Source organism: Haloimpatiens myeolchijeotgali, assembly GCF_042688525.2.
GTDB lineage: Bacteria > Bacillota > Clostridia > Clostridiales > Clostridiaceae > Haloimpatiens.
In genome coordinates, this window is record NZ_JBHWAB010000001.1 from 30,001 (window position 1) to 48,766 (window position 18,766).

19 protein-coding genes, 2 tRNA genes, 1 other RNA gene and 1 pseudogene are annotated in these 18,766 nt (G+C 28.3%); 4 read left to right on the forward strand and 19 right to left on the reverse strand.

The features are described from left to right. Positions 1 to 281: 281 nt before the first annotated feature. The 5 genes from ACFIJ5_RS00170 to dnaX all read right to left on the reverse strand — a co-directional run bounded on the left by ACFIJ5_RS00170 (position 282) and on the right by dnaX (position 3,730). A complete protein-coding gene (locus tag ACFIJ5_RS00170; protein WP_379802617.1) occupies positions 282 to 536 on the reverse strand; it encodes a pro-sigmaK processing inhibitor BofA family protein in 255 nt (84 codons plus the stop codon). A gap of 164 nt (positions 537 to 700) precedes the next feature. Next, positions 701 to 973, reverse strand: a complete 273-nt coding sequence (locus ACFIJ5_RS00175) for a YaaL family protein (RefSeq protein WP_379802619.1) — start codon at positions 971 to 973, stop codon at positions 701 to 703. A gap of 63 nt (positions 974 to 1,036) precedes the next feature. Next, positions 1,037 to 1,633, reverse strand: a complete 597-nt coding sequence (recR, locus tag ACFIJ5_RS00180) for a recombination mediator RecR (protein ID WP_379802620.1) — start codon at positions 1,631 to 1,633, stop codon at positions 1,037 to 1,039. Positions 1,634 to 1,669: 36 nt separating this feature from the next. Continuing rightward, a complete protein-coding gene (locus ACFIJ5_RS00185; protein ID WP_379802621.1) occupies positions 1,670 to 2,011 on the reverse strand; it encodes a YbaB/EbfC family nucleoid-associated protein in 342 nt (113 codons plus the stop codon). Between the two features lie 87 nt (positions 2,012 to 2,098). Further along, positions 2,099 to 3,730 (reverse strand): DNA polymerase III subunit gamma/tau, encoded by a 1,632-nt coding sequence (gene dnaX, locus ACFIJ5_RS00190; RefSeq protein ID WP_379802622.1) that lies wholly within the window; start codon positions 3,728 to 3,730, stop codon positions 2,099 to 2,101. A gap of 337 nt (positions 3,731 to 4,067) precedes the next feature. On the opposite strand from dnaX, the gene ACFIJ5_RS00195 reads away from it, so the two are divergent. Both ACFIJ5_RS00195 and ACFIJ5_RS00200 read left to right on the forward strand, forming a co-directional pair. Continuing rightward, complete coding sequence (locus tag ACFIJ5_RS00195) at positions 4,068 to 4,334, forward strand: metal-sensing transcriptional repressor (RefSeq protein ID WP_379809473.1); 267 nt, start codon at positions 4,068 to 4,070, stop codon at positions 4,332 to 4,334. Positions 4,335 to 4,369: 35 nt separating this feature from the next. Continuing rightward, positions 4,370 to 6,820, forward strand: coding sequence for a heavy metal translocating P-type ATPase (locus ACFIJ5_RS00200; RefSeq protein WP_379809475.1), 2,451 nt, complete (start codon positions 4,370 to 4,372; stop codon positions 6,818 to 6,820). A gap of 89 nt (positions 6,821 to 6,909) precedes the next feature. Here ACFIJ5_RS00200 and ffs read toward each other — a convergent pair. After that, an RNA gene (ffs, locus tag ACFIJ5_RS00205) (signal recognition particle sRNA large type) lies at positions 6,910 to 7,173 on the reverse strand. Between the two features lie 3 nt (positions 7,174 to 7,176). Further along, a tRNA-Ser gene (locus ACFIJ5_RS00210) sits at positions 7,177 to 7,266 on the reverse strand. Between the two features lie 385 nt (positions 7,267 to 7,651). Here ACFIJ5_RS00210 and ACFIJ5_RS00215 point away from each other — a divergent pair. Beyond that, a complete protein-coding gene (locus ACFIJ5_RS00215; protein WP_379802623.1) occupies positions 7,652 to 8,335 on the forward strand; it encodes a TIGR00266 family protein in 684 nt (227 codons plus the stop codon). Positions 8,336 to 8,394: 59 nt separating this feature from the next. On the opposite strand, the gene ACFIJ5_RS00220 is transcribed toward ACFIJ5_RS00215, so the two are convergent. The 11 genes from ACFIJ5_RS00220 to hisD all read right to left on the reverse strand — a co-directional run bounded on the left by ACFIJ5_RS00220 (position 8,395) and on the right by hisD (position 16,327). Further along, positions 8,395 to 9,156, reverse strand: coding sequence for a hypothetical protein (locus ACFIJ5_RS00220; RefSeq protein ID WP_379802624.1), 762 nt, complete (start codon positions 9,154 to 9,156; stop codon positions 8,395 to 8,397). Positions 9,157 to 9,386: 230 nt separating this feature from the next. Next, a tRNA-Ser gene (locus ACFIJ5_RS00225) sits at positions 9,387 to 9,480 on the reverse strand. A gap of 247 nt (positions 9,481 to 9,727) precedes the next feature. Beyond that, positions 9,728 to 10,174 (reverse strand): nucleoside deaminase, encoded by a 447-nt coding sequence (locus tag ACFIJ5_RS00230; protein ID WP_379802626.1) that lies wholly within the window; start codon positions 10,172 to 10,174, stop codon positions 9,728 to 9,730. Between the two features lie 139 nt (positions 10,175 to 10,313). Beyond that, on the reverse strand, positions 10,314 to 10,475 hold the full coding sequence (locus tag ACFIJ5_RS00235) for an aspartyl-phosphate phosphatase Spo0E family protein (RefSeq protein WP_379802627.1): 162 nt from the start codon (positions 10,473 to 10,475) through the stop codon (positions 10,314 to 10,316). Between the two features lie 241 nt (positions 10,476 to 10,716). Beyond that, a complete protein-coding gene (gene hisIE, locus ACFIJ5_RS00240) occupies positions 10,717 to 11,352 on the reverse strand; it encodes a bifunctional phosphoribosyl-AMP cyclohydrolase/phosphoribosyl-ATP diphosphatase HisIE (RefSeq protein WP_379809477.1) in 636 nt (211 codons plus the stop codon). Between the two features lie 15 nt (positions 11,353 to 11,367). Further along, entirely contained in the window at positions 11,368 to 12,126 is a 759-nt protein-coding gene (hisF, locus tag ACFIJ5_RS00245; RefSeq protein ID WP_379802628.1) for an imidazole glycerol phosphate synthase subunit HisF, read from the reverse strand. After that, complete coding sequence (gene hisA / locus ACFIJ5_RS00250; RefSeq protein WP_379802629.1) at positions 12,108 to 12,827, reverse strand: 1-(5-phosphoribosyl)-5-[(5-phosphoribosylamino)methylideneamino]imidazole-4-carboxamide isomerase; 720 nt, start codon at positions 12,825 to 12,827, stop codon at positions 12,108 to 12,110. The genes hisF and hisA overlap by 19 nt, the downstream gene beginning before the upstream one ends. Next, the gene (gene hisH / locus ACFIJ5_RS00255; protein ID WP_379802630.1) at positions 12,824 to 13,426 is read right to left on the reverse strand and encodes an imidazole glycerol phosphate synthase subunit HisH; all 603 of its coding nucleotides are present in this window, start codon (positions 13,424 to 13,426) and stop codon (positions 12,824 to 12,826) included. Before hisH ends, hisA begins: the two co-directional genes overlap by 4 nt. After that, positions 13,427 to 14,005, reverse strand: a complete 579-nt coding sequence (hisB, locus tag ACFIJ5_RS00260; RefSeq protein ID WP_379802631.1) for an imidazoleglycerol-phosphate dehydratase HisB — start codon at positions 14,003 to 14,005, stop codon at positions 13,427 to 13,429. Then, the gene (gene hisC / locus ACFIJ5_RS00265; protein WP_379802632.1) at positions 13,992 to 15,041 is read right to left on the reverse strand and encodes a histidinol-phosphate transaminase; all 1,050 of its coding nucleotides are present in this window, start codon (positions 15,039 to 15,041) and stop codon (positions 13,992 to 13,994) included. The genes hisB and hisC overlap by 14 nt, the downstream gene beginning before the upstream one ends. 2 nt (positions 15,042 to 15,043) lie before the next feature. Beyond that, entirely contained in the window at positions 15,044 to 16,327 is a 1,284-nt protein-coding gene (gene hisD, locus ACFIJ5_RS00270; RefSeq protein WP_379802633.1) for a histidinol dehydrogenase, read from the reverse strand. A 404-nt stretch (positions 16,328 to 16,731) separates the two neighbouring features. On the opposite strand from hisD, the pseudogene ACFIJ5_RS00275 reads away from it, so the two are divergent. After that, positions 16,732 to 18,026 (forward strand): annotated as a pseudogene (locus tag ACFIJ5_RS00275) (IS110 family RNA-guided transposase). A 77-nt stretch (positions 18,027 to 18,103) separates the two neighbouring features. Here the strand turns inward: ACFIJ5_RS00275 and hisG are convergent. Further along, on the reverse strand, positions 18,104 to 18,766 hold the full coding sequence (hisG, locus tag ACFIJ5_RS00280) for an ATP phosphoribosyltransferase (protein ID WP_379802634.1): 663 nt from the start codon (positions 18,764 to 18,766) through the stop codon (positions 18,104 to 18,106).

Below are 18,766 nucleotides of genomic sequence, written 5' to 3' on the forward strand. Positions count from 1 at the left end.
TTGACTTATTTTATTGTAAATCCTTATATTGATACACTGGGTAACGTTTTTTATAATTTATAAAAAAAGTGCTGTCTCATCTTAGAAATTACTTTCTATTTTGAGACAGCACTTTTATCTCATAAAGCTTTCACACTTATTAACTGTAAATTGAAAACTCTTCAATAACTAACTTTTCAATTTTTCTCTTTTCGACACTTGCTGATAATTCTTCAAACTATTTTTCCTGTAAACTCTCCCCTTAGTTCATATGCTTCTTATTATATATCTTAATATCTATATTATAATATCTTTTGAAATATTATGAGAAAAATAACTCCAGGTGCTCCAAAGAAACCTGCTATTAATGCTGTAATTGCATTAATTCCTATAGTAATACCAAAATATTTTCCTATGAAATTTACTAGTATTAATAATACTACTCCTAAAATACAGTTAATTATTAATTTTCCTAGTACCTTTAATGGCCATGCTAATATCTTACCCAATAATATCATCAATACAATTCCTAATAAAAAATATCCTATGTATTCCACCCAAATTCCCCCTTTGATATTATAATAAAATTAATATTCATTAACATATATATCTAAAAATGAATATACTACTTACTTAATTATTATAACTTTTTTCTCTCTTTTATTCCTCTTGTTAAGTAATATTATATTTGAAGCCACATACTTATTTTAATATATTACTTTTATACTGCATCAATATCTTCAATCATAAAACATGTATTAACTTTAATATTTTTAACTTTTGCTTGGTTTAATAAATATACATATCTTGCTTTAGCAGCTTCTTCTTTATAAATAGCATAATCTACTAGTTTAGAATCATCTACTTGTTGAAAATATTCTCTAGCTATCTGCCACTCATATCTTGCATCTTCAATTGACTCTAACAATTCCCTTTCTTCTTTAGTATACTTAACATTTCTGAATAAATTATTTAATACTTTTCTTCTATTCATAAAAAACCTCCTATATTGTATCTATCTAAATTCTTGACACAAAATAAGAGGTTTATACTTTTACTATATTTCTTTTCTTCCTTCTAATGCTTTTGCTAAAGTCACTTCATCTGCATATTCTAAATCTCCACCTACAGGTACTCCATGAGCTATTCTGGTAACTTTAACTCCCAAAGGTTTTAATATTTTAGATATATACATAGCAGTAGCTTCACCTTCTACATTAGGATTTGTAGCTACTATAACTTCCTTAATATCTCCATTTATTCTTCTTATAAGTTCTTTGAGTTTTATATCATCTGGACCTCTTCCTGCCATAGGTGATATGGTACCATGAAGCACATGATATAACCCGTTATATTCTCTAACTCTTTCCATCGTCATTATGTCCTTGGGCTGCTCAACAACGCAAATCAAACTTTTATCTCTATTAGGATTTGCACATATAGAACAAGGATCTGTATCAGTAAAATTTCCACATACAGAACAATATTTTATGGTTCCTCTAGCCCTCATTAATGCTTTTGCAAATTCTTCCACTTCATCTTTTGGTAAATTTAAAACATGTAGAGTAAGCCTCTGTGCTGTTTTATATCCTATACCTGGAAGTTTTGCAAATTCTTCTATTAGTTTTTCTATAGCTACAGGATAAAAGTCCAACTTATTCACCTCATATACTTAGTTAAATTTGTGTAATTAAAACATTCCTGGTAAATTCATACCACCAGTTAATTTTCCCATTTGATTTGCTGTTGCATCTTCTGATTTCTTTAAAGCTTCATTACAAGCTGAAATAATTAAATCTTGTAACATTTCTACATCATCAGGATCAACAACTTCTGGTTTGATTTGTATATTAGTAATTTGTTTTCTTCCATTAGCAACAGCAGTAACTGCTCCACCACCTACAGTTGCTCTAAATTGTTTATTTTCAAGTTCCTTTTGCATATCTTCCATTTGTTTTTGAAATTTTTGTGCTTGTTTTATCAAATTATTCATGTTTCCTCCACCCATTCCTGGGAATCCACCTCTTGCCATAATTATTACCTCCTATTATCTTATATAAATTGAATTTAATACTATTATATAATAAATTAATTATATATTTCTATTGATTTACTTAAATTACCCATCTATTATCTCTATCATATCTTCTGGGAAATTTTCCTTCAACATCTGTTCTGGCGTTTTTTGTACCTCTTCCTCAGATTCTACAACATATTTAACTTTTACTTTTTCTTTTAGTACTTCAGCAAATATTTCTTCTACTATTGTCCTATTTTCTTTCTTTTCAAGTCTATTTTTATTAAACGCAAATTGCTTATCATATCCAATTTGTATGATTGCACCATTGCATGATAATAATTTACCAGTTACTAATGATGCATATATCACCATTTTTCTTCTAGCCTTAAAAAGTTCTAGTATATCTTTCCATGACTTTTTAACTTGTTCTAATGTTAATGTGGAATCTGAATTAATCTGCACCTCAAATGTATCATTTTTTTGTACTTTATTATTTTGTCTATTATGATTATTTGTTTTTTCTATTTTATTTTCTACTTTTGTTGTATTTACTTGTGGATTGCTTTGTATATTTACTTTTCCTTGTTTTATAATATTCTCCAACTTATTTATTCGTGCTAATAATATTTCTTTAGATGTATCATATTCTACTTTACACATTTTTATTATTGCTAATTCTAAATAAATTCTACTTTGTTTACTCCATTTGCACTGTTCTTCTGCTTCCTGAAGTATCCTTATATACCTCATTATCTGTTCAATCCTTAACTTTTGTGATTGGGCACTTAATAATTTTATATTATCTTCTGACATATCTAGTACTTCTTCAGGATTTTCTGTAACTTTAGCCATCATTAAATTTCTCATATGTTTTATTAAATCTTTTATAAAATTATATACATCTTTACCACTAAAAATAATCTCATCTATTACTTTTATTGAACTTTCTACACTTTTTTCTATAATATTATCTACTAATTTAAAAATATTATCATTAGTAACAAGTCCCAACATATTTATAAGCTCATTATATTCAACCTTATTATTTCCCATTGAAATTGCTTGGTCTAATATACTTAGAGCATCTCTCATAGCTCCATCTGATATTCGTGCTATAAGATATAAACTTTTATCATCTGCATATATTCCCTGTTCATCTGCTATTTTTTTCAGCCTATTAAAAATATCTTCAATTTTTATTCTTTTAAAATCATATCTTTGACATCTTGATAAGATAGTAATAGGAAGTTTTTGTGGGTCTGTTGTTGCTAATATAAAAAGAACATTTTGAGGTGGTTCTTCTAACGTCTTTAAAAACGCATTAACTGCTCCAATTGAAAGCATATGAACCTCATCTATTATATATACTTTATATCTGGCTTCTTGTGGTGGATATTGAATATCATCAATAATGTCTCTTATATTATCCACTCCATTATGTGAAGCTGCATCTAATTCAGTTACATCTATAGCAGTCCCTGAATTTATCTTTTTACACATCTCACATTCATTACATGGTTCACCATCTATAGGATTTAAGCAATTCACAGCTTTAGCCAATATTTTTGCAGTAGATGTTTTACCTGTTCCTCTCGTACCACACAAAAGATAAGCATGTGCTATTCTATTGTTTTTTATTTGATTTCTTAAAGTTATTGTTACATGTTTTTGCCCTACTACTTCATCAAATGTCCTAGGTCTCCATTCTCTATATAACGCAGTATATGCCAAATAACCTCACCCTCTTCTTCTAATTGGCTATTTACTAGAAGCCTTTACATATATTAAAATGTTTAACCTAAAAATTTTAATATATATAATTTATATTACATAATTTAAAATCTTATAGTACTATTAATTATTTTACTATAATGAAACATTACTTACTAGGGGAATTTTATTTACAAAAACTACGAATAATATACTTTACAAATAAATTAGCTTAAATTAGTGTTTTATTCCATAAAATCTATTGACTTAACACTAAAATAATTTTAAAATATAATTGTAAGGTACCCCCCTAGGGTGGGGTGATATATTAAGGAGGAATTGTATGAATGATATAAAAATGAATAAAGAAAGAGCAAAGTCTATTCAACAATTAAGAACTGCTAAAGGACAAATTGAAGGCATTATACGAATGATAGAGGATGGTCGCTATTGTATTGACATATCTAATCAAATAATAGCTGCTCAAGCGCTTTTAAAAAAATCTAATACTTTAATTTTAAAACAACATTTAAATCATTGTGTAAAAGAAGCTTTTTTACACAATAATGGAGAAGAAAAAGTTGATGAAATCATAAAATTATTAGAAAAAATTACTAATAAATAAACTCTAATACTAATTATGTTCAAAAAGGAGGTTGAATTATGAAACAAACTTTTAAGATAACTGGAATGACATGAGCTGCTTGTGCTAGAACTGTTGAGAAAACAGTAAAAAAATTAGATGGTATAAAAGAAGCTTCTGTAAACTTAACACAAGAAAAACTTTATGCAGACTATGATGAAAATACTTTATCTAAAGAAGATATAATACAATCTATAAAAAAAGTAGGTTATAATGCTGAAGAAGACCTTAATTTCAGAAAAACTAGCATAAAAATAGGTGGTATGTCTTGTGCAAGCTGTGCTAACGCAATAGAAAAAGCTGTAAAAAAAATAGATGGAGTTATTGATGCAAAAGTAAATTTTGCTTCTGAAAAACTATACCTAGAATATAATACAGAACAAACTAGACTATCAAATATACGTGATACTATAATACAAACTGGTTATGAACCTTTAAAAGAAGAAAATAATTTTATTGACAAAGATAAACAAAGAAAAGAAAAAGAAATCAAAACTTTAAGAGAGAATTTTATTATATCCGCTATATTTACTATTCCTCTTCTTATTATAAGTATGGGACATATGTTAGGAATGCATCTTCCTAACATAATAGATCCATCAGTAAATCCTATAAATTTTGCATTGGTACAATTATTCCTAGTATTACCTGTAGTACTAATCGGTAAAAAGTTTTATACAGTTGGTTTTAGATCTTTAATAAAAGGTACTCCAAATATGGATTCATTAATTGCAATAGGTACCTCTGCAGCTATTATATATGGTTTATTTGCCATATATCAAATAAAAATTGGCAACTTAGAATATGCTAAAGATTTATATTTTGAATCCGCATCAACTATCATAACATTAATAACTCTAGGAAAATATTTTGAAGCTAAAACAAAAGGGAAAACTTCAGAAGCTATAAAAAAATTAATAGGACTTGCACCAAAGAAAGCTACAATTATTCATAACAATAAAGAAATTGAAATTCCTGTAGAAGAAGTTGAAATAAATGATGTGATTATTGTAAAACCTGGTGAAAAGATTCCTGTAGATGGAATTGTTATAAGTGGTTTGACTTCAATAGATGAATCTATGCTTACAGGAGAAAGTATACCTGTAGAAAAACATAAAAATGATGAAGTCTTTGCTGGAAGTATCAATAAAAATGGAACTATAAAATTCAAGGCTTCTAAAGCATCTAAAGATACAGTTTTAGCTCAAATAATTAATTTTGTAGAAAATGCCCAAGGTTCTAAAGCTCCAATCGCCAGAATGGCTGATATAATTTCTGGATATTTTGTTCCTATTGTTATAAGTATAGCATTAGTTTCAGGATTAATATGGCTAATATCAGGAAAAGGATTGATATTTTCTCTTACTATATTTATCTCTGTACTTGTAATAGCATGTCCTTGTGCTCTTGGTCTTGCAACTCCAACAGCTATAATGGTAGCTTCAGGTAAAGGAGCAGAGCATGGAGTTCTTATAAAATCTGGAGAAGCTTTAGAAAACACTCATAAAATAAATACAATTGTATTTGATAAAACTGGTACTATTACTCAAGGTAAACCTAAAGTTACAGATATTTATTCTGAAAATATGTCTTCTGAAGATATACTTTTATATGCAGCTTCTTGTGAAAAGACATCTGAACATCCTTTAGGTGAAGCTATTGTTAAAGAAGCAAATACTCATAATCTAAATCTTTTTCAAGCAAAAGACTTTTCAGCTATTCCAGGTTATGGTCTTCAAGCTACAATTAATAATAATAAAATTCTATTGGGTAATAAAAAATTAATGACACACAACAACATAAATATTAAATCTATGGAAGAAAAATTTGATTCTTTTGCTCAACAAGGTAAAACACCTATGCTAATTTGTATAAATAACAAAATTGAAGGAATAATAGCTGTTGCAGATGTTATAAAAGAAAATAGTATAAATGTAATAAAAAAAATAAAAGATATGGGCATTGAAGTAGCTATAATAACTGGTGATAATTCCAAAACTGCTGAAGCTATTGCAAAGCAAGTCGGAATTACCAAAGTACTTGCTGAAATCCTTCCTGAAGGCAAAGCTAATGAGATAAAAAAAATACAAACCGAAGGAAAGAAAGTAGCTATGGTTGGTGATGGAATAAATGATGCACCTGCTCTAACTCAAGCAGATGTTGGAATAGCTATAGGCTCTGGAACAGATATAGCTATTGAATCAGCTGATATAGTCTTAATGAAGGACAATTTAATGGATGTAGTTACTGCAATAAAATTAAGCAAAGCAACTATTAAAAACATAAAAGAAAATTTATTCTGGGCCTTTGGATATAATTCTTTAGGAATTCCAATTGCCGCAGGATTATTAACTCTATTTGGTGGACCAAAGTTAAATCCTATGATAGCAGCTGCAGCTATGAGCTTTAGTTCTGTATCCGTACTTTTAAATGCCTTAAGACTTAAAAACTTTAAGCCTGAAAAATAAAAATTTGTAAATTTAAAATTATATTTTTAAACATAAAAAACTGTTGATAATTTATCAACAGTTTACTTTTTACAAAAAATATTGAAAGGTCATGCACCTTGCTTTGACAATACTTTATAAGCGTTACCTATACAGTTAACTCAAACCAGGTTAGTCCACGGCACACGAAAGTGCTTACTTACCGCTGCTTCCTTCCAGATCTGACGGGGTTCATAAGTTCCCGTTGCGTGGGACCCAGTTCTCAACGCCACTTATATAGGCCTGGCCTTACAAAGTAGAGCCTAGGCAAGGAATTCGACCCTGCTATAGCGGATTGCAGGTACAGGGCACCGCTAACTCCCCGTCTAGCATGACCTTGGCGGAAAGAGGGGGATTTGAACCCCCGATAGAGTTTCCCCTATACACGCTTTCCAGGCGTGCTCCTTAAACCTCTCGGACATCTCTCCATAGTTCATCTTCTTAAAATATTAAATTTTAATGTCAACGTAACATGATAAATTATACTATAACTAATTCCTTATTTCAAGTTCTTTTATAGTAATAATATATGGAATATTCGATAAAATATATATATATAATAAAATGTTAATTAAATTAAATATATTAACCATACCATTATATTTATAGATTATATTCACTATATGTTATGTTTTTATCTACTTATAGTGCAAAACTAACAATAAAATTTAATATCAATATATCTTCTTACCTCTGTAATTTTATATAATTTATATAAAATTATTCTTATGTTTACTTTATTAAACGTTTTAATCCTTTATAATATAATTATAGTATATAATAAATAATATTTTTAAAAAAGGGAGGGTATTTATGAGATATGAAATTAAAGGTGGAAGTTTGCCAGTTGTAATTTGTGAACTAAATCCTGGTGAAACAATTGTCTCTGAATCTGGTGCTATGGGTTGGATGATAGGTGACATAGAAATGAATACTAATATGAAGGGTGGATTATTTGGAGGTATTGGAAGAGCATTTTCAGGTGAATCTATATTTTTAAATACTTTTACTTGTAAAAACGGACTTAGTAAAATATCTTTTCCTTCATCATTTCCTGGAAAAATAATTGCTAGAAAATTAAATGATTGTGAGAGTATAATATGTCAAAAATCTGCTTTTTTAGCTGGTGAATCGTCTGTTACATTATCAACTCACTTTAAGAAAAAAATAGGTTCTGGTTTATTCGGTGGTGAGGGCTTTATATTACAAAAAGTTACTGGTCCTGGAACAGTATTCTTAGAATTTGACGGATATGTAGAAGAATATACACTTGCTACTTCTGAAACAGTAAAAGTAGATACTGGTCATATTGCTATGTTTGACTCTTCAGTAAATTTTGATATAACTATGGTTAAAGGTTTTAAAAATATGTTCTTTGGTGGGGAAGGTTTATTCTTATCTACTTTAACTGGTCCGGGAAAAATTTATTTGCAAACAATGCCAATTCACAATCTAGCTGGTCAATTATCTGGATATTTTGCATCTAATTCAAATTAAATATAAAATAATAATCACCTAATCTTTATAATTATAAGTAATATTATAAGGAGAGGTGATTATTTATCATTTATAGTGTAATTATCTTCATTACAATAATTTTTTACTTTTGTATTAACAATCTCTCTCAATGGTATTACTAATTTTTTAAATACTTCACTCATATTTCTTTGTTTATTCAGCTTTATTGTAATTCTCCAAAGTATACAAATACCAATTATTGCTCCTATATTGTCATAAATCAAATCAGTCATAGTATCAAAAAGACTTCCTTCCTGAGCCAATCTATATCCAGGATATTTCTTAAAAATAAGATCCGAACAAAATTCTCCAATCTCCCAAAAAACTCCTAATGTATTTACTAATCCATAAATGATTATATTAACTTTATATATTAAAAAAGTATTTTTCCTATTTGACCATATAAGTTCTTCTCCAAGCACATATGGAAAAATAACAACAGCAAGGCATATTCCACCTAAAATATGCAAAATGTCATCATAATAATTAAATCTAGAATAAAAACCTAACCATGTTCCAAAAAAACTATGAAGTAACACTTGAATTATTATGAAAAATCTTCCTTCTTCAAGAATAATACTTTTTGTTGTTCTCTCAAAAATCCATGTTCCATAAATAAAAATAGCAGATATGCAATAACTTATAAGATACGGAGTTTTAATAGATTTTATACTTGAAACTATTATAGGAATGAATATTAAAAAAGCTATAATAGAATTCATTCTTCTCAATGCATAATATTTTTTAACACTTGTAAAAAAAAACGTTTGTTCAAACTCTCTTTCTTTAAATAATTTCATCGCATCACTCCATTGATATTAATGTATGTTATTTGTTTTAAATTTTAATTAGTCATAAACGCTATATAAATAAAAAAACAAATTCAAAATATATATTATTCTCCTTTTTATTATTATATTAATTCCATCTTGTAAAGTTCCTCTATGTTTTCACTTAAATAAAATATGCATATGTTTACTAAATAAAAAAAGGCCCTGCAAATTTATTGCAAAGTCTTAAACATAAATTATGGCGGAGAGAACAGGATTCGAACCCGCGGTAGAAGTAACTCTTCTACTCTTGATTTCGAGTCAAGTGCTTTAAACCAACTCAGCCATCTCTCCATAAAAAACTTTATATATAATTATACAACAAAATTGTAATTATTATCAATTCTCTAATTTCAGATTAAAAGCTCCCTATATCCAAAATTTATAACTTAGTATAATAGTATTCATTATTTATCTTACAAATATTATTTATACATTAAAATAGACTATTGTACTAATTTAAAAAATATGTATCTTTAACATATATCTATATTATTCAGTACACTAGTCTATTTTGTTATGAAGTTATGAAAGGTTTTACTTATTTATTTCTTTTATTTTTGAAAAAATATTGTAATATGTTACTACTTTCTTTATTATATATCCACTTTACATCTATCATACTATTTAAATATCTATTTTGAAGAATATTTATTACAGAACCGCATGCTCCTACATTAGGATCAATTGCAGCTACATAAATTTTCCTTATTCTTGATTGAATTATAGCTCCTGCACACATTGGACAAGGTTCTAATGTTACATACATTTCACATTCATTTAATCTCCAAGAGTTTAAAGCCTTTGAAGCTCTTCTTATAGCTAAAATTTCTGCATGAGCTGTAGGATCCTGTAATGTTTCTGTTAAATTATGAGCTTTAGCTATTATTTTATTATTTTTTACAATAATAGCTCCTACAGGAACCTCATCTTGTTCCATTGCTTTCTTAGCTTGAATTAAAGCTTCCTTAATAAATTTATTTTGCATTAATATTACTCCTTAACCTTTATCTTTTGTATATTATATCATATCTTTAATTGTGATAATATCTAAGTCTAAAAATAGTACTACCCATCTCTATCTTGTAAAAGATATACTCAGTTAATTTAAATTGATTGTCCAAAAATCATACCATCATATAACTTACTATTAGTTTGTCCAATTGTTCGCTAACTTTTAATATTTGCTCATCATTTTTAATTTTTTCTTTTTCGTCTGCTAATTCATTTAGTACGAATCTCACCTCCTCAATCTTGACTTTTAAACTTGTTGTTTTTTCTTCTAGCATAGGCTCTCCCCCTAAATAATTCAAAATAAATTTATCTCTTATATATTTTAATACAATTATATCACCTTTTCATATTTTTGTAAATTTTTCTATTTTTTCAATATTTTATCATTTATGTTAAAATAATACACATTGTGACGTGAATTGATGTTTTAAAAAAAAAGGTTATGTCAAAATAGAAATTAATTTCTATTTTGACATAACCTTTTAAATTTTTATATGTTTAATAAATTACTACATGCTATTCTCTTATTGATTTTACTTTTTCTCTTCTTAACAGCTCTTTTTTTATTTCTTCAATAGACACTTTCTCATTCACCATGAGAACCAAAAGATGATAAATTAAATCACTAATTTCATAAATCATCTCATCTTTATTTTTATTTTTTGCACCTATAATTACTTCACTGCTTTCTTCTCCAACCTTCTTTAAAATTTTATCTAACCCTTTTTCAAACAAATAATTAGTATAGGAACCTTCTTTAGGATTATCTTTTCTATCTTGGATTAAAGTATATAATTTCTTTAAAATATGTTTTTCTTTTTCATTTTCTTTTAATACCTTTTTAAAAAAGCAAGAATAATTTCCAGTATGACAAGCAACTCCAATTTGATCTACAGTTAAAAGGATACTATCCCCGTCACAATCATAAGCAAATCCTTTTACCTTTTGCATATTTCCTGATGTCTCTCCTTTTTTCCAAAGCTTTTGTCTACTCCTACTATAATAATGTGCCACTCTTTCATTTAATGTTTTTTTAATAGCTTCCTCATTCATATAAGCTAACATTAATACTTTTTCTGTTGTTACATCTTGTACCACTACTGGAACCAATCCTTTTTCATTAAAATTAATATTATTAATAATTTTTTCAATATCCATATATGCCTCCTAATTCCTCATGGGAATACCTCTTTGGTATAAATATTCTTTTAACTTCTCTATTTTAATTTCACCAAAATGAAAAACTGATGCTGCTAATATTCCATCAACATTAGCATATTTTACAACATCATGAAAATGCTCCATTTTTCCTGCCCCGCCTGATGCAATAACAGGAATTTTTACCTTTTGTGTAATTTGGGTTAAAAGTTCTATATCATATCCATTCTTCATACCATCTTCATCTATACTATTAACAACAATCTCTCCTGCTCCTAATTTTTCACCCTCTATTGCCCAATTTATAGCATCTAACTCTGTTTTTTCTCGTCCACCTTTTACATAAACCCGCCATAAATTCTTTCCCTCTTTTTTAGCATCGATTGATAATACAACACACTGAGCACCAAATTTTTTCGATGCTTCCTTAATCAAATTTGGATTTATAACTGCTGATGAATTAATAGAAACCTTATCCGCTCCTCTTCTTAAAATATCTGTAAAATCATTAATACTAGATATACCCCCTCCTACACAAAACGGAATATTGATATTTTCTGCAACCTTTGATACAAAATCTAATGAAGTTTTTCTTTTTTCATGAGAGGCAGTAATATCATAAAACACCAATTCATCAGCACCACATTTGCTATAATATTTTCCTAATCTTTCTGGACTATCCACATCCACAATTCCTTCAAATTTTTTTCCTTTAACTACTCGTCCATCTCTTACATCTAAGCAAGGTATTATTCTTCTTGCAAGCATCTATAAGCCTCCTTTAAATCAATCTTTTCATCATATAAAGCTTTCCCAATAATTGCTCCATATATATTCATATTTTTTAGTCTATAAATATCTTTTATGGATGAAATTCCTCCAGATGCAATAATATTTAAATTTACTTCCTTAGATAAAGCTTCATAGATATGAAAGTTAGGTCCCATCATCATACCGTCTTTTGAAATATCTGTATACACAATTGTTTTTACCCCAATTTGTTCAAGCTCTTTACAAAGTTCTATAGAAGATACTTCACTAATTACTTTCCATCCTCTTAACGCAACTTTTCCATTTCTTGCATCAATAGAGACTACAATTCTTTCTTTATATTCATCTACTAATTCTTTTAATAGTTTTTTATTTTCAACAGCAATGGTTCCAACTATAACTCTTTCTATTCCTAATGCTAGTAATTTTTCAACTCTTTTTTTACTTCTAATTCCTCCTCCTACTTGAACATGTAACCCAATAGTTTTTATTATTTTTTCTATAGAGTCTTGATTTATTAATTTTTCATCTTTTGCCCCATCTAAATCCACTAAATGTAAAAATTCAGCCCCTCTTTCTTTCCATGTTTTTGCCATAAGCACTGGATCTTTTCCATATACTTTTAGCCTTTCAAAATCACCTTGACAAAGCCTTACACACTGGTTATTTTTTATGTCTATTGCTGGGAAAAGTATCATTTTATCATCTCCCCATATGCTTTTAATATTTTTTCTCCTACATCACCACTTTTTTCTGGATGAAACTGCATACCATATATATTTTTTTTCCTCACAATAGCAGGAATTTTTTTTTCATAATCTGCATATGCAATTAACTCATTTTGTGATGAATTAACATAATAGGAATGTACAAAATACACATAATCATTTTCTTTTATATATCTTAAAACTGGATCTTTTTTAATGAAATTTAATTGATTCCAACCCATATGAGGTACTTTAAGAGAAATGTCTAATATCTTTACGCTTCCTTTAATTAAATCAAGTCCTTGATATTCTCCATATTCATATCCTTTTTCGTAGAGAAGTTGCATCCCCAAGCAAATACCAATTAAAAATTTTCCACAGTTCACATGTCTTTTTATACTTTTAATTAAATCCCTTTCTTTCAACTTTTCCATAGCATCCCCAAAAGCACCTACTCCAGGAAGAATTAATGATTTTGCATCTTTAATAACTTCTTTATCTCCAGAAATAATTGTATCAATTCCTACTCTTTTAAAAGCTCTTTGAACAGAATCTAAATTTCCCACATCATAATCAATAATTACATGCATCTATAAAACCCCCTTTGATGAAGCTACCTGATTATTTACAATCTGTATGCTTTCTTTTAATGCTCTACCAATTCCTTTGAAAACACCTTCAATAATATGATGATTATTTTCTCCATATAAAGATGCTATATGTAAAGTAATCCTTGCTTCTTGAACAAAAGCCCTAAAAAACTCTTTAAAGTTTTGGGTATCTACATTTCCTATTTTTTCTCTTTCAAAATTTATATCATAAACTAGATAAGGCCGATTACTAATATCTACAACAATTCTTGCTAAAGATTCATCCATAGGTATAAATATATTTGAATATCTTTTAATGCCTTTTTTGTCTCCAAGTGCTTCATAAAAAGCTCTTCCTAGCGTTATTCCCAAGTCCTCTAAAGTATGATGTTCATCTACCCATAAATCTCCTTTACACTTTATAACTAAATCAAAATTACTATGAAAAGCAAATAATGTAAGCATATGATTAAAAATTCCAATTCCTGTATCAATCTGATTTTTGCCTGTTCCTTCTAAATTTATTTCTATTTCAATATCTGTTTCTAAAGTTTTTCTTTTTATTTTAGCCATTCTCATTTTTTACAATCTCCTTTAAACAACCTATAAACTTTTTATTTTCACTTGGATCACCTATACTTACACGAAAATATTTTGAAAGCTTGTCTGAAAATTTTCTAATTAAAACTCCTTTATCTACTAATTTATTATATAAATCTTTAATATCTGACTGAAAAAATAAAAAATTTGCATAAGAAGGAACTACTTTCATTCCAAGTTTTTGTAGAGATTTATATAAAAATATTCTTTGAAGCTTTATTTCTTCAATATAAGGTTTTAGGTTTTCTTTATTCTGGAGTGCTTTGACTGCTAAATATTGAGATATACTATTTAAGTGATAAGGAGATACTACTTTTTTCATTATGTCTATTAATTCCTCATTGCTAATCATACTTCCCACTCTAATTCCTGCTAAACCAAATGCTTTACTAAGAGTACGTAAAACAATTAAATTTTCATATCTCTCAATTTCTGAAAGTATAGATTTTTCTGCAAATTCTATATATGCCTCATCCACAACAACTAAAGCATCAGTCTCCTCTAAGAGATTTTTAATATCTTTTAAATCAATTAAATATCCTGTGGGATTGTTAGGATTACATATGAATATCACTTTAGGAAATATTTCCTTAGCTTTTTTTATCATCTTTTTCATATCTAAAGAAAAATCATCATTACTATTTACCTCTACAAAATTTGCTCCATATATTTGAGCATATATTTTATACATACTAAAAGAAGGTGTAAAACTTAAAATAGTTTCATCCTTATCTACAAAAGTTTTAATAATAAGTTCAATCATTTCACTAGATCCATTACCTACTAATATTTGATTTATTGAAACATTTAAATACTTGGATAATTCTTTTTTTAATAATATAGCATCATTATCAGGATAAAGATTAATTGGGGTTTCATTATCTAATATTAAACCTTCTTCATATAAATTGCTTAGTAATATATTTTTCCCTTCATTAGCATCTAACTTAATTTCAAAAGGAATTTGACATGCCTCATATCCTTTTAAATTACGGATACTTTCCTTCTCTCTCACTTCTAATCCTCCCATCTTACTTTTATAGCATTTGCATGTGCTGAAAGACCCTCATCCTCTGCAATTCTAACAATAGCATCTTTTGATTTCAAAAGAGCTTCTTTGCTATAATAAACAAGTTCAGTTTTTTTTAAAAAATCATCTACACATAAAGGTGATGCAAATTTAGCCGTTCCACTAGTTGGTAAGGTATGATTGGTTCCTGCAAAATAGTCCCCTAATGGTTCTGGAGAAAATTCTCCTAAAAATATAGCTCCTGCATTTTTAACCATTTTATAAATGTCAAAAGGATTTTTTGTAAGAATCTCTAAATGTTCGGGAGCTATCTCATTAGCTACTTGAACAGTATCATTTAAACAATTAGTAATAATTATACATCCATAATCTCTTAATGATTTTTTAATAATTTCTTTTCTTTCTAATTTTTCTACTTGAAATCTTAATTCTTCTTTAACCTTTTTAGCTAGTTTTTCAGAATCAGTTACCAATATAGCTGCTGCCATTTCATCATGTTCCGCTTGAGAAATCAAATCAGCGGCCACATATCTAGGATTAGCTAATTCATCAGCTATTATTAGAATTTCACTTGGTCCAGCAATCATATCTATCCCTACATAACCTGAAACCTTTTTCTTAGCCATAGCTACATAAATATTTCCCGGACCTACAATTTTAGAAACCTTTTGAATACTTTCTGTTCCAAAAGCAAGTGCTGCAATTGCCTGAGCTCCTCCTAATTTATAAATTTTATCTACACCTGCAATTGAAGCTGCATAAATAATAGAATCTTTAATTTTTCCTTCTTGATTAGGAGGTGTTACCATTATAATTTCCTTCACTCCAGCAATTCTAGCAGGTACAGCATTCATTAAAACTGTAGAAGTATATGCCGCTTTCCCTCCTGGCACATAAATACCAACTCTTTCTATAGGGTTTACTAATTGTCCTAAAATTACTTCTTCTCCTTCATACAAGGTATATGATTTTTTTAATTGCTTTTGATGATATTTTTTAATATTTTCCTTAGCTCTCATTAAATCATTTTTTAATGCTTCATCTACATTAGAAATAGACGCTTGTATTTCTTCTTCTGATACTAAAAAATTTTCTAATTCAACTCCATCAAATCTTAATGTATATTCTTTTAATGCTTTGTCTTTTCTTACTCTTACATTTTTTAAAATTTTATCTACCTTATTATTTATTTCTTCAAATTCAAATTGATTTCTATCAAATAATTTTTCTAAAAACCCATCATGTTCATTAAAATAAATAGTTTGTATCATAATGCACCTCCTTGTATAATGTAGTCATAACATTCAATAGAAAACTATCTATTATTCTAACGAACATTACGACAAATCTTTTTATTATTATTCTAATTATTTCTGCCCGATAGGGCGTTCATTTTACATCTAAACTAAGTTTTCTATTAAAGTCAAATTGAAACCTATACAGTTAAATATTTTGGTATAATATCTCCTGAATAGAGGATAGATGTACACCTCCTGGGAGTGACTCTGTCGAGTCATTTATACCCGTGAATTAGCGTATCATTCCATCAGTGAGAACTCTATGTTTAGCTGGTTGGGTTTCCTTTTGGGAATTACCCGTGTCACAAACAAGGTTATAGAATTACTGATAGAAATGGAATATCTATTCTATCTCAAAAATAAAGGAGATAATACACATGAGTAAATTTTTATATAAACCAACAGTTGGAATTGATGTATCAGCAGATTTTTCAGTAGTAGCTATTCTGGCACCTAACGGTGAAATTTACAGAAAGCCTTTTAAGATTAAACATAATAGAGATGGTTTTGATTACCTAGTAGATCAAATAAAAAAAGCGGAAGAAGGTTTAACATGAAAACTGGCATTTTCATGGAATCTACTGGTGTTTATCACCTTACTCTTTTCCACTTTCTTAAAGATAAGTTCGAAACATTTATCTTTAATCCACTCATTACTAATAGTAACAAAAATAGTGGAATAAGAAAAGTGAAAAATGATAAAAGTGATGCAATATCCATCGCTAAAATAGGTAAATTTCAATCTGTTAAATGTTCTTCTGCATTCGATGTTGAAATTTATACCTTAAAATCTCTCTGCAGAGACTACTATAAATTAACAGATACTAAATCTACTTATAAGAAAAAATTATCTACTGACTTAAGAGTTATTTTTCCTGGATACAATTCCGTATTTTCAAATATTACGTGTAAAACTTCTTTAGCTATACTTAAGCAATTTACTAGTCCACAAGCCATTCTTGATGCAGATAGAGAGATTTTGATAGAAATCATTTCTAGCAATTCAAGAAAAGGACTAAACTATAGTGAAAATCTTTATAAAAAACTGATTCTTATTTCCCAAGAAGCACTCTATATTGGGATAAAGTCGTCTAGCTTATTTGTAAAAATCACTAATACAATTTCATTGATAGAAACCTTAGAAACTCAACTTGAATGTTTGCTGAAGGAAATACATTCACTTATAAAAAGCCGTAGGCTTCCAGAGACATTTATTAAAAACATCCAATTAATATACTCAATACCTGGTATTGGTGAATTAACAGCAATAACTATAATGAGTGAAATTGGTGACATCAACGGTTTTCTTAAGCCTAAGCATTTAATTGCATATTTTGGTATCGATCCTTCTGTTAATCAATCAGGCAAATTCAACAGTGATAGAAATAAAATGTCTAAGCGTGGTACCAGAATCGGACGCCGAGCCTTATATGCTATCGCATTAGCATCCGTGAGAACTAACAAAAATGGTAAACCTAACAATGAAGTTTTGCTTAAATACTACAAAGAAAATCTTAAAGGTAAAAAGAAAAAAGTGGCTTTAGGTGCTGTTATGAACAAACTAATCAAGTACATATTCTCGGTTCTTAAAAACCAGAAACCTTTTGAGATTAGAGATCCTAAGATACACGAGAAAATGTATCTTCAAAATCAATGTAAAACAGTAGCCTAATCGGCTTTAAACCCAAATAATAAATTAGAGAGCTATTGTTCGTATTTTTACAATAGCTAGCTTTGCTATACCCTAATTTAAAAATAAATTTTTTTAAAAAAACTATTGACTATTACTAGCTGGTCTAAACAATTTTCTAAAGACTTAACAATATAACTAATTTCTTCTAATTTAAACCGATAACTAACTCTATTAGCAATAAGTCTTGCACTAATTGCCGATATATCCTCTAAAACAGCTAACCCATTAACCTTTAAAGTATTTCCTGTCTCTACTATATCTACAATCACATCTGATAACCCTACTAATGGTGCTAATTCTACTGAACCATTTAATTTTATAATTTCAATAGGTTGATTTTTTTCTTCAAAATATTTTGTTGCCACTTTAGGATATTTTGTTGCTACTTTTAATACCTTATCCTTTTTATTAATTACCTGATCACTTTTTCCTGCTACTGAAAATTTACATTTTCCAAATCCCAAATCACAAACTTCGTAAACATCACTATCACTCTCTAATATCACATCCTTACCTACAATTCCCAAATCTGCAACACCTTTTTGTACGTAAATTACTACATCTGATGGTTTTACATATAAAAAACGTATTCCATTTTTCTTATCTTCAAAAATAAGTTTTCTTGAATCTATACATATATAATCTCCAATCTCTATATTCTTAAATATTTTAATAGATTCATGTGCTAATCTTCCTTTTGCTAATGCTATAGTAATCAA

Excerpts from the sequence above, each read along its gene's own strand:
- ACFIJ5_RS00175 (WP_379802619.1), bottom strand. The coding sequence starts at position 973 with ATGAATAGAAGAAAAGTATTAAATAATTTATTCAGAAATGTTAAGTAT.
- ACFIJ5_RS00185 (WP_379802621.1), bottom strand. The coding sequence starts at position 2,011 with ATGGCAAGAGGTGGATTCCCAGGAATGGGTGGAGGAAACATGAATAAT.
- ACFIJ5_RS00195 (WP_379809473.1), top strand. The coding sequence starts at position 4,068 with ATGAATAAAGAAAGAGCAAAGTCTATTCAACAATTAAGAACTGCTAAA.
- ACFIJ5_RS00215 (WP_379802623.1), top strand. The coding sequence starts at position 7,652 with ATGAGATATGAAATTAAAGGTGGAAGTTTGCCAGTTGTAATTTGTGAA.
- ACFIJ5_RS00220 (WP_379802624.1), bottom strand. The coding sequence starts at position 9,156 with ATGAAATTATTTAAAGAAAGAGAGTTTGAACAAACGTTTTTTTTTACA.
- ACFIJ5_RS00230 (WP_379802626.1), bottom strand. The coding sequence starts at position 10,174 with ATGCAAAATAAATTTATTAAGGAAGCTTTAATTCAAGCTAAGAAAGCA.
- ACFIJ5_RS00235 (WP_379802627.1), bottom strand. The coding sequence starts at position 10,475 with ATGCTAGAAGAAAAAACAACAAGTTTAAAAGTCAAGATTGAGGAGGTG.
- hisF (WP_379802628.1), bottom strand. The coding sequence starts at position 12,126 with ATGCTTGCAAGAAGAATAATACCTTGCTTAGATGTAAGAGATGGACGA.
- hisA (WP_379802629.1), bottom strand. The coding sequence starts at position 12,827 with ATGATACTTTTCCCAGCAATAGACATAAAAAATAACCAGTGTGTAAGG.
- hisH (WP_379802630.1), bottom strand. The coding sequence starts at position 13,426 with ATGCATGTAATTATTGATTATGATGTGGGAAATTTAGATTCTGTTCAA.
- hisB (WP_379802631.1), bottom strand. The coding sequence starts at position 14,005 with ATGAGAATGGCTAAAATAAAAAGAAAAACTTTAGAAACAGATATTGAA.
- hisD (WP_379802633.1), bottom strand. The coding sequence starts at position 16,327 with ATGATACAAACTATTTATTTTAATGAACATGATGGGTTTTTAGAAAAA.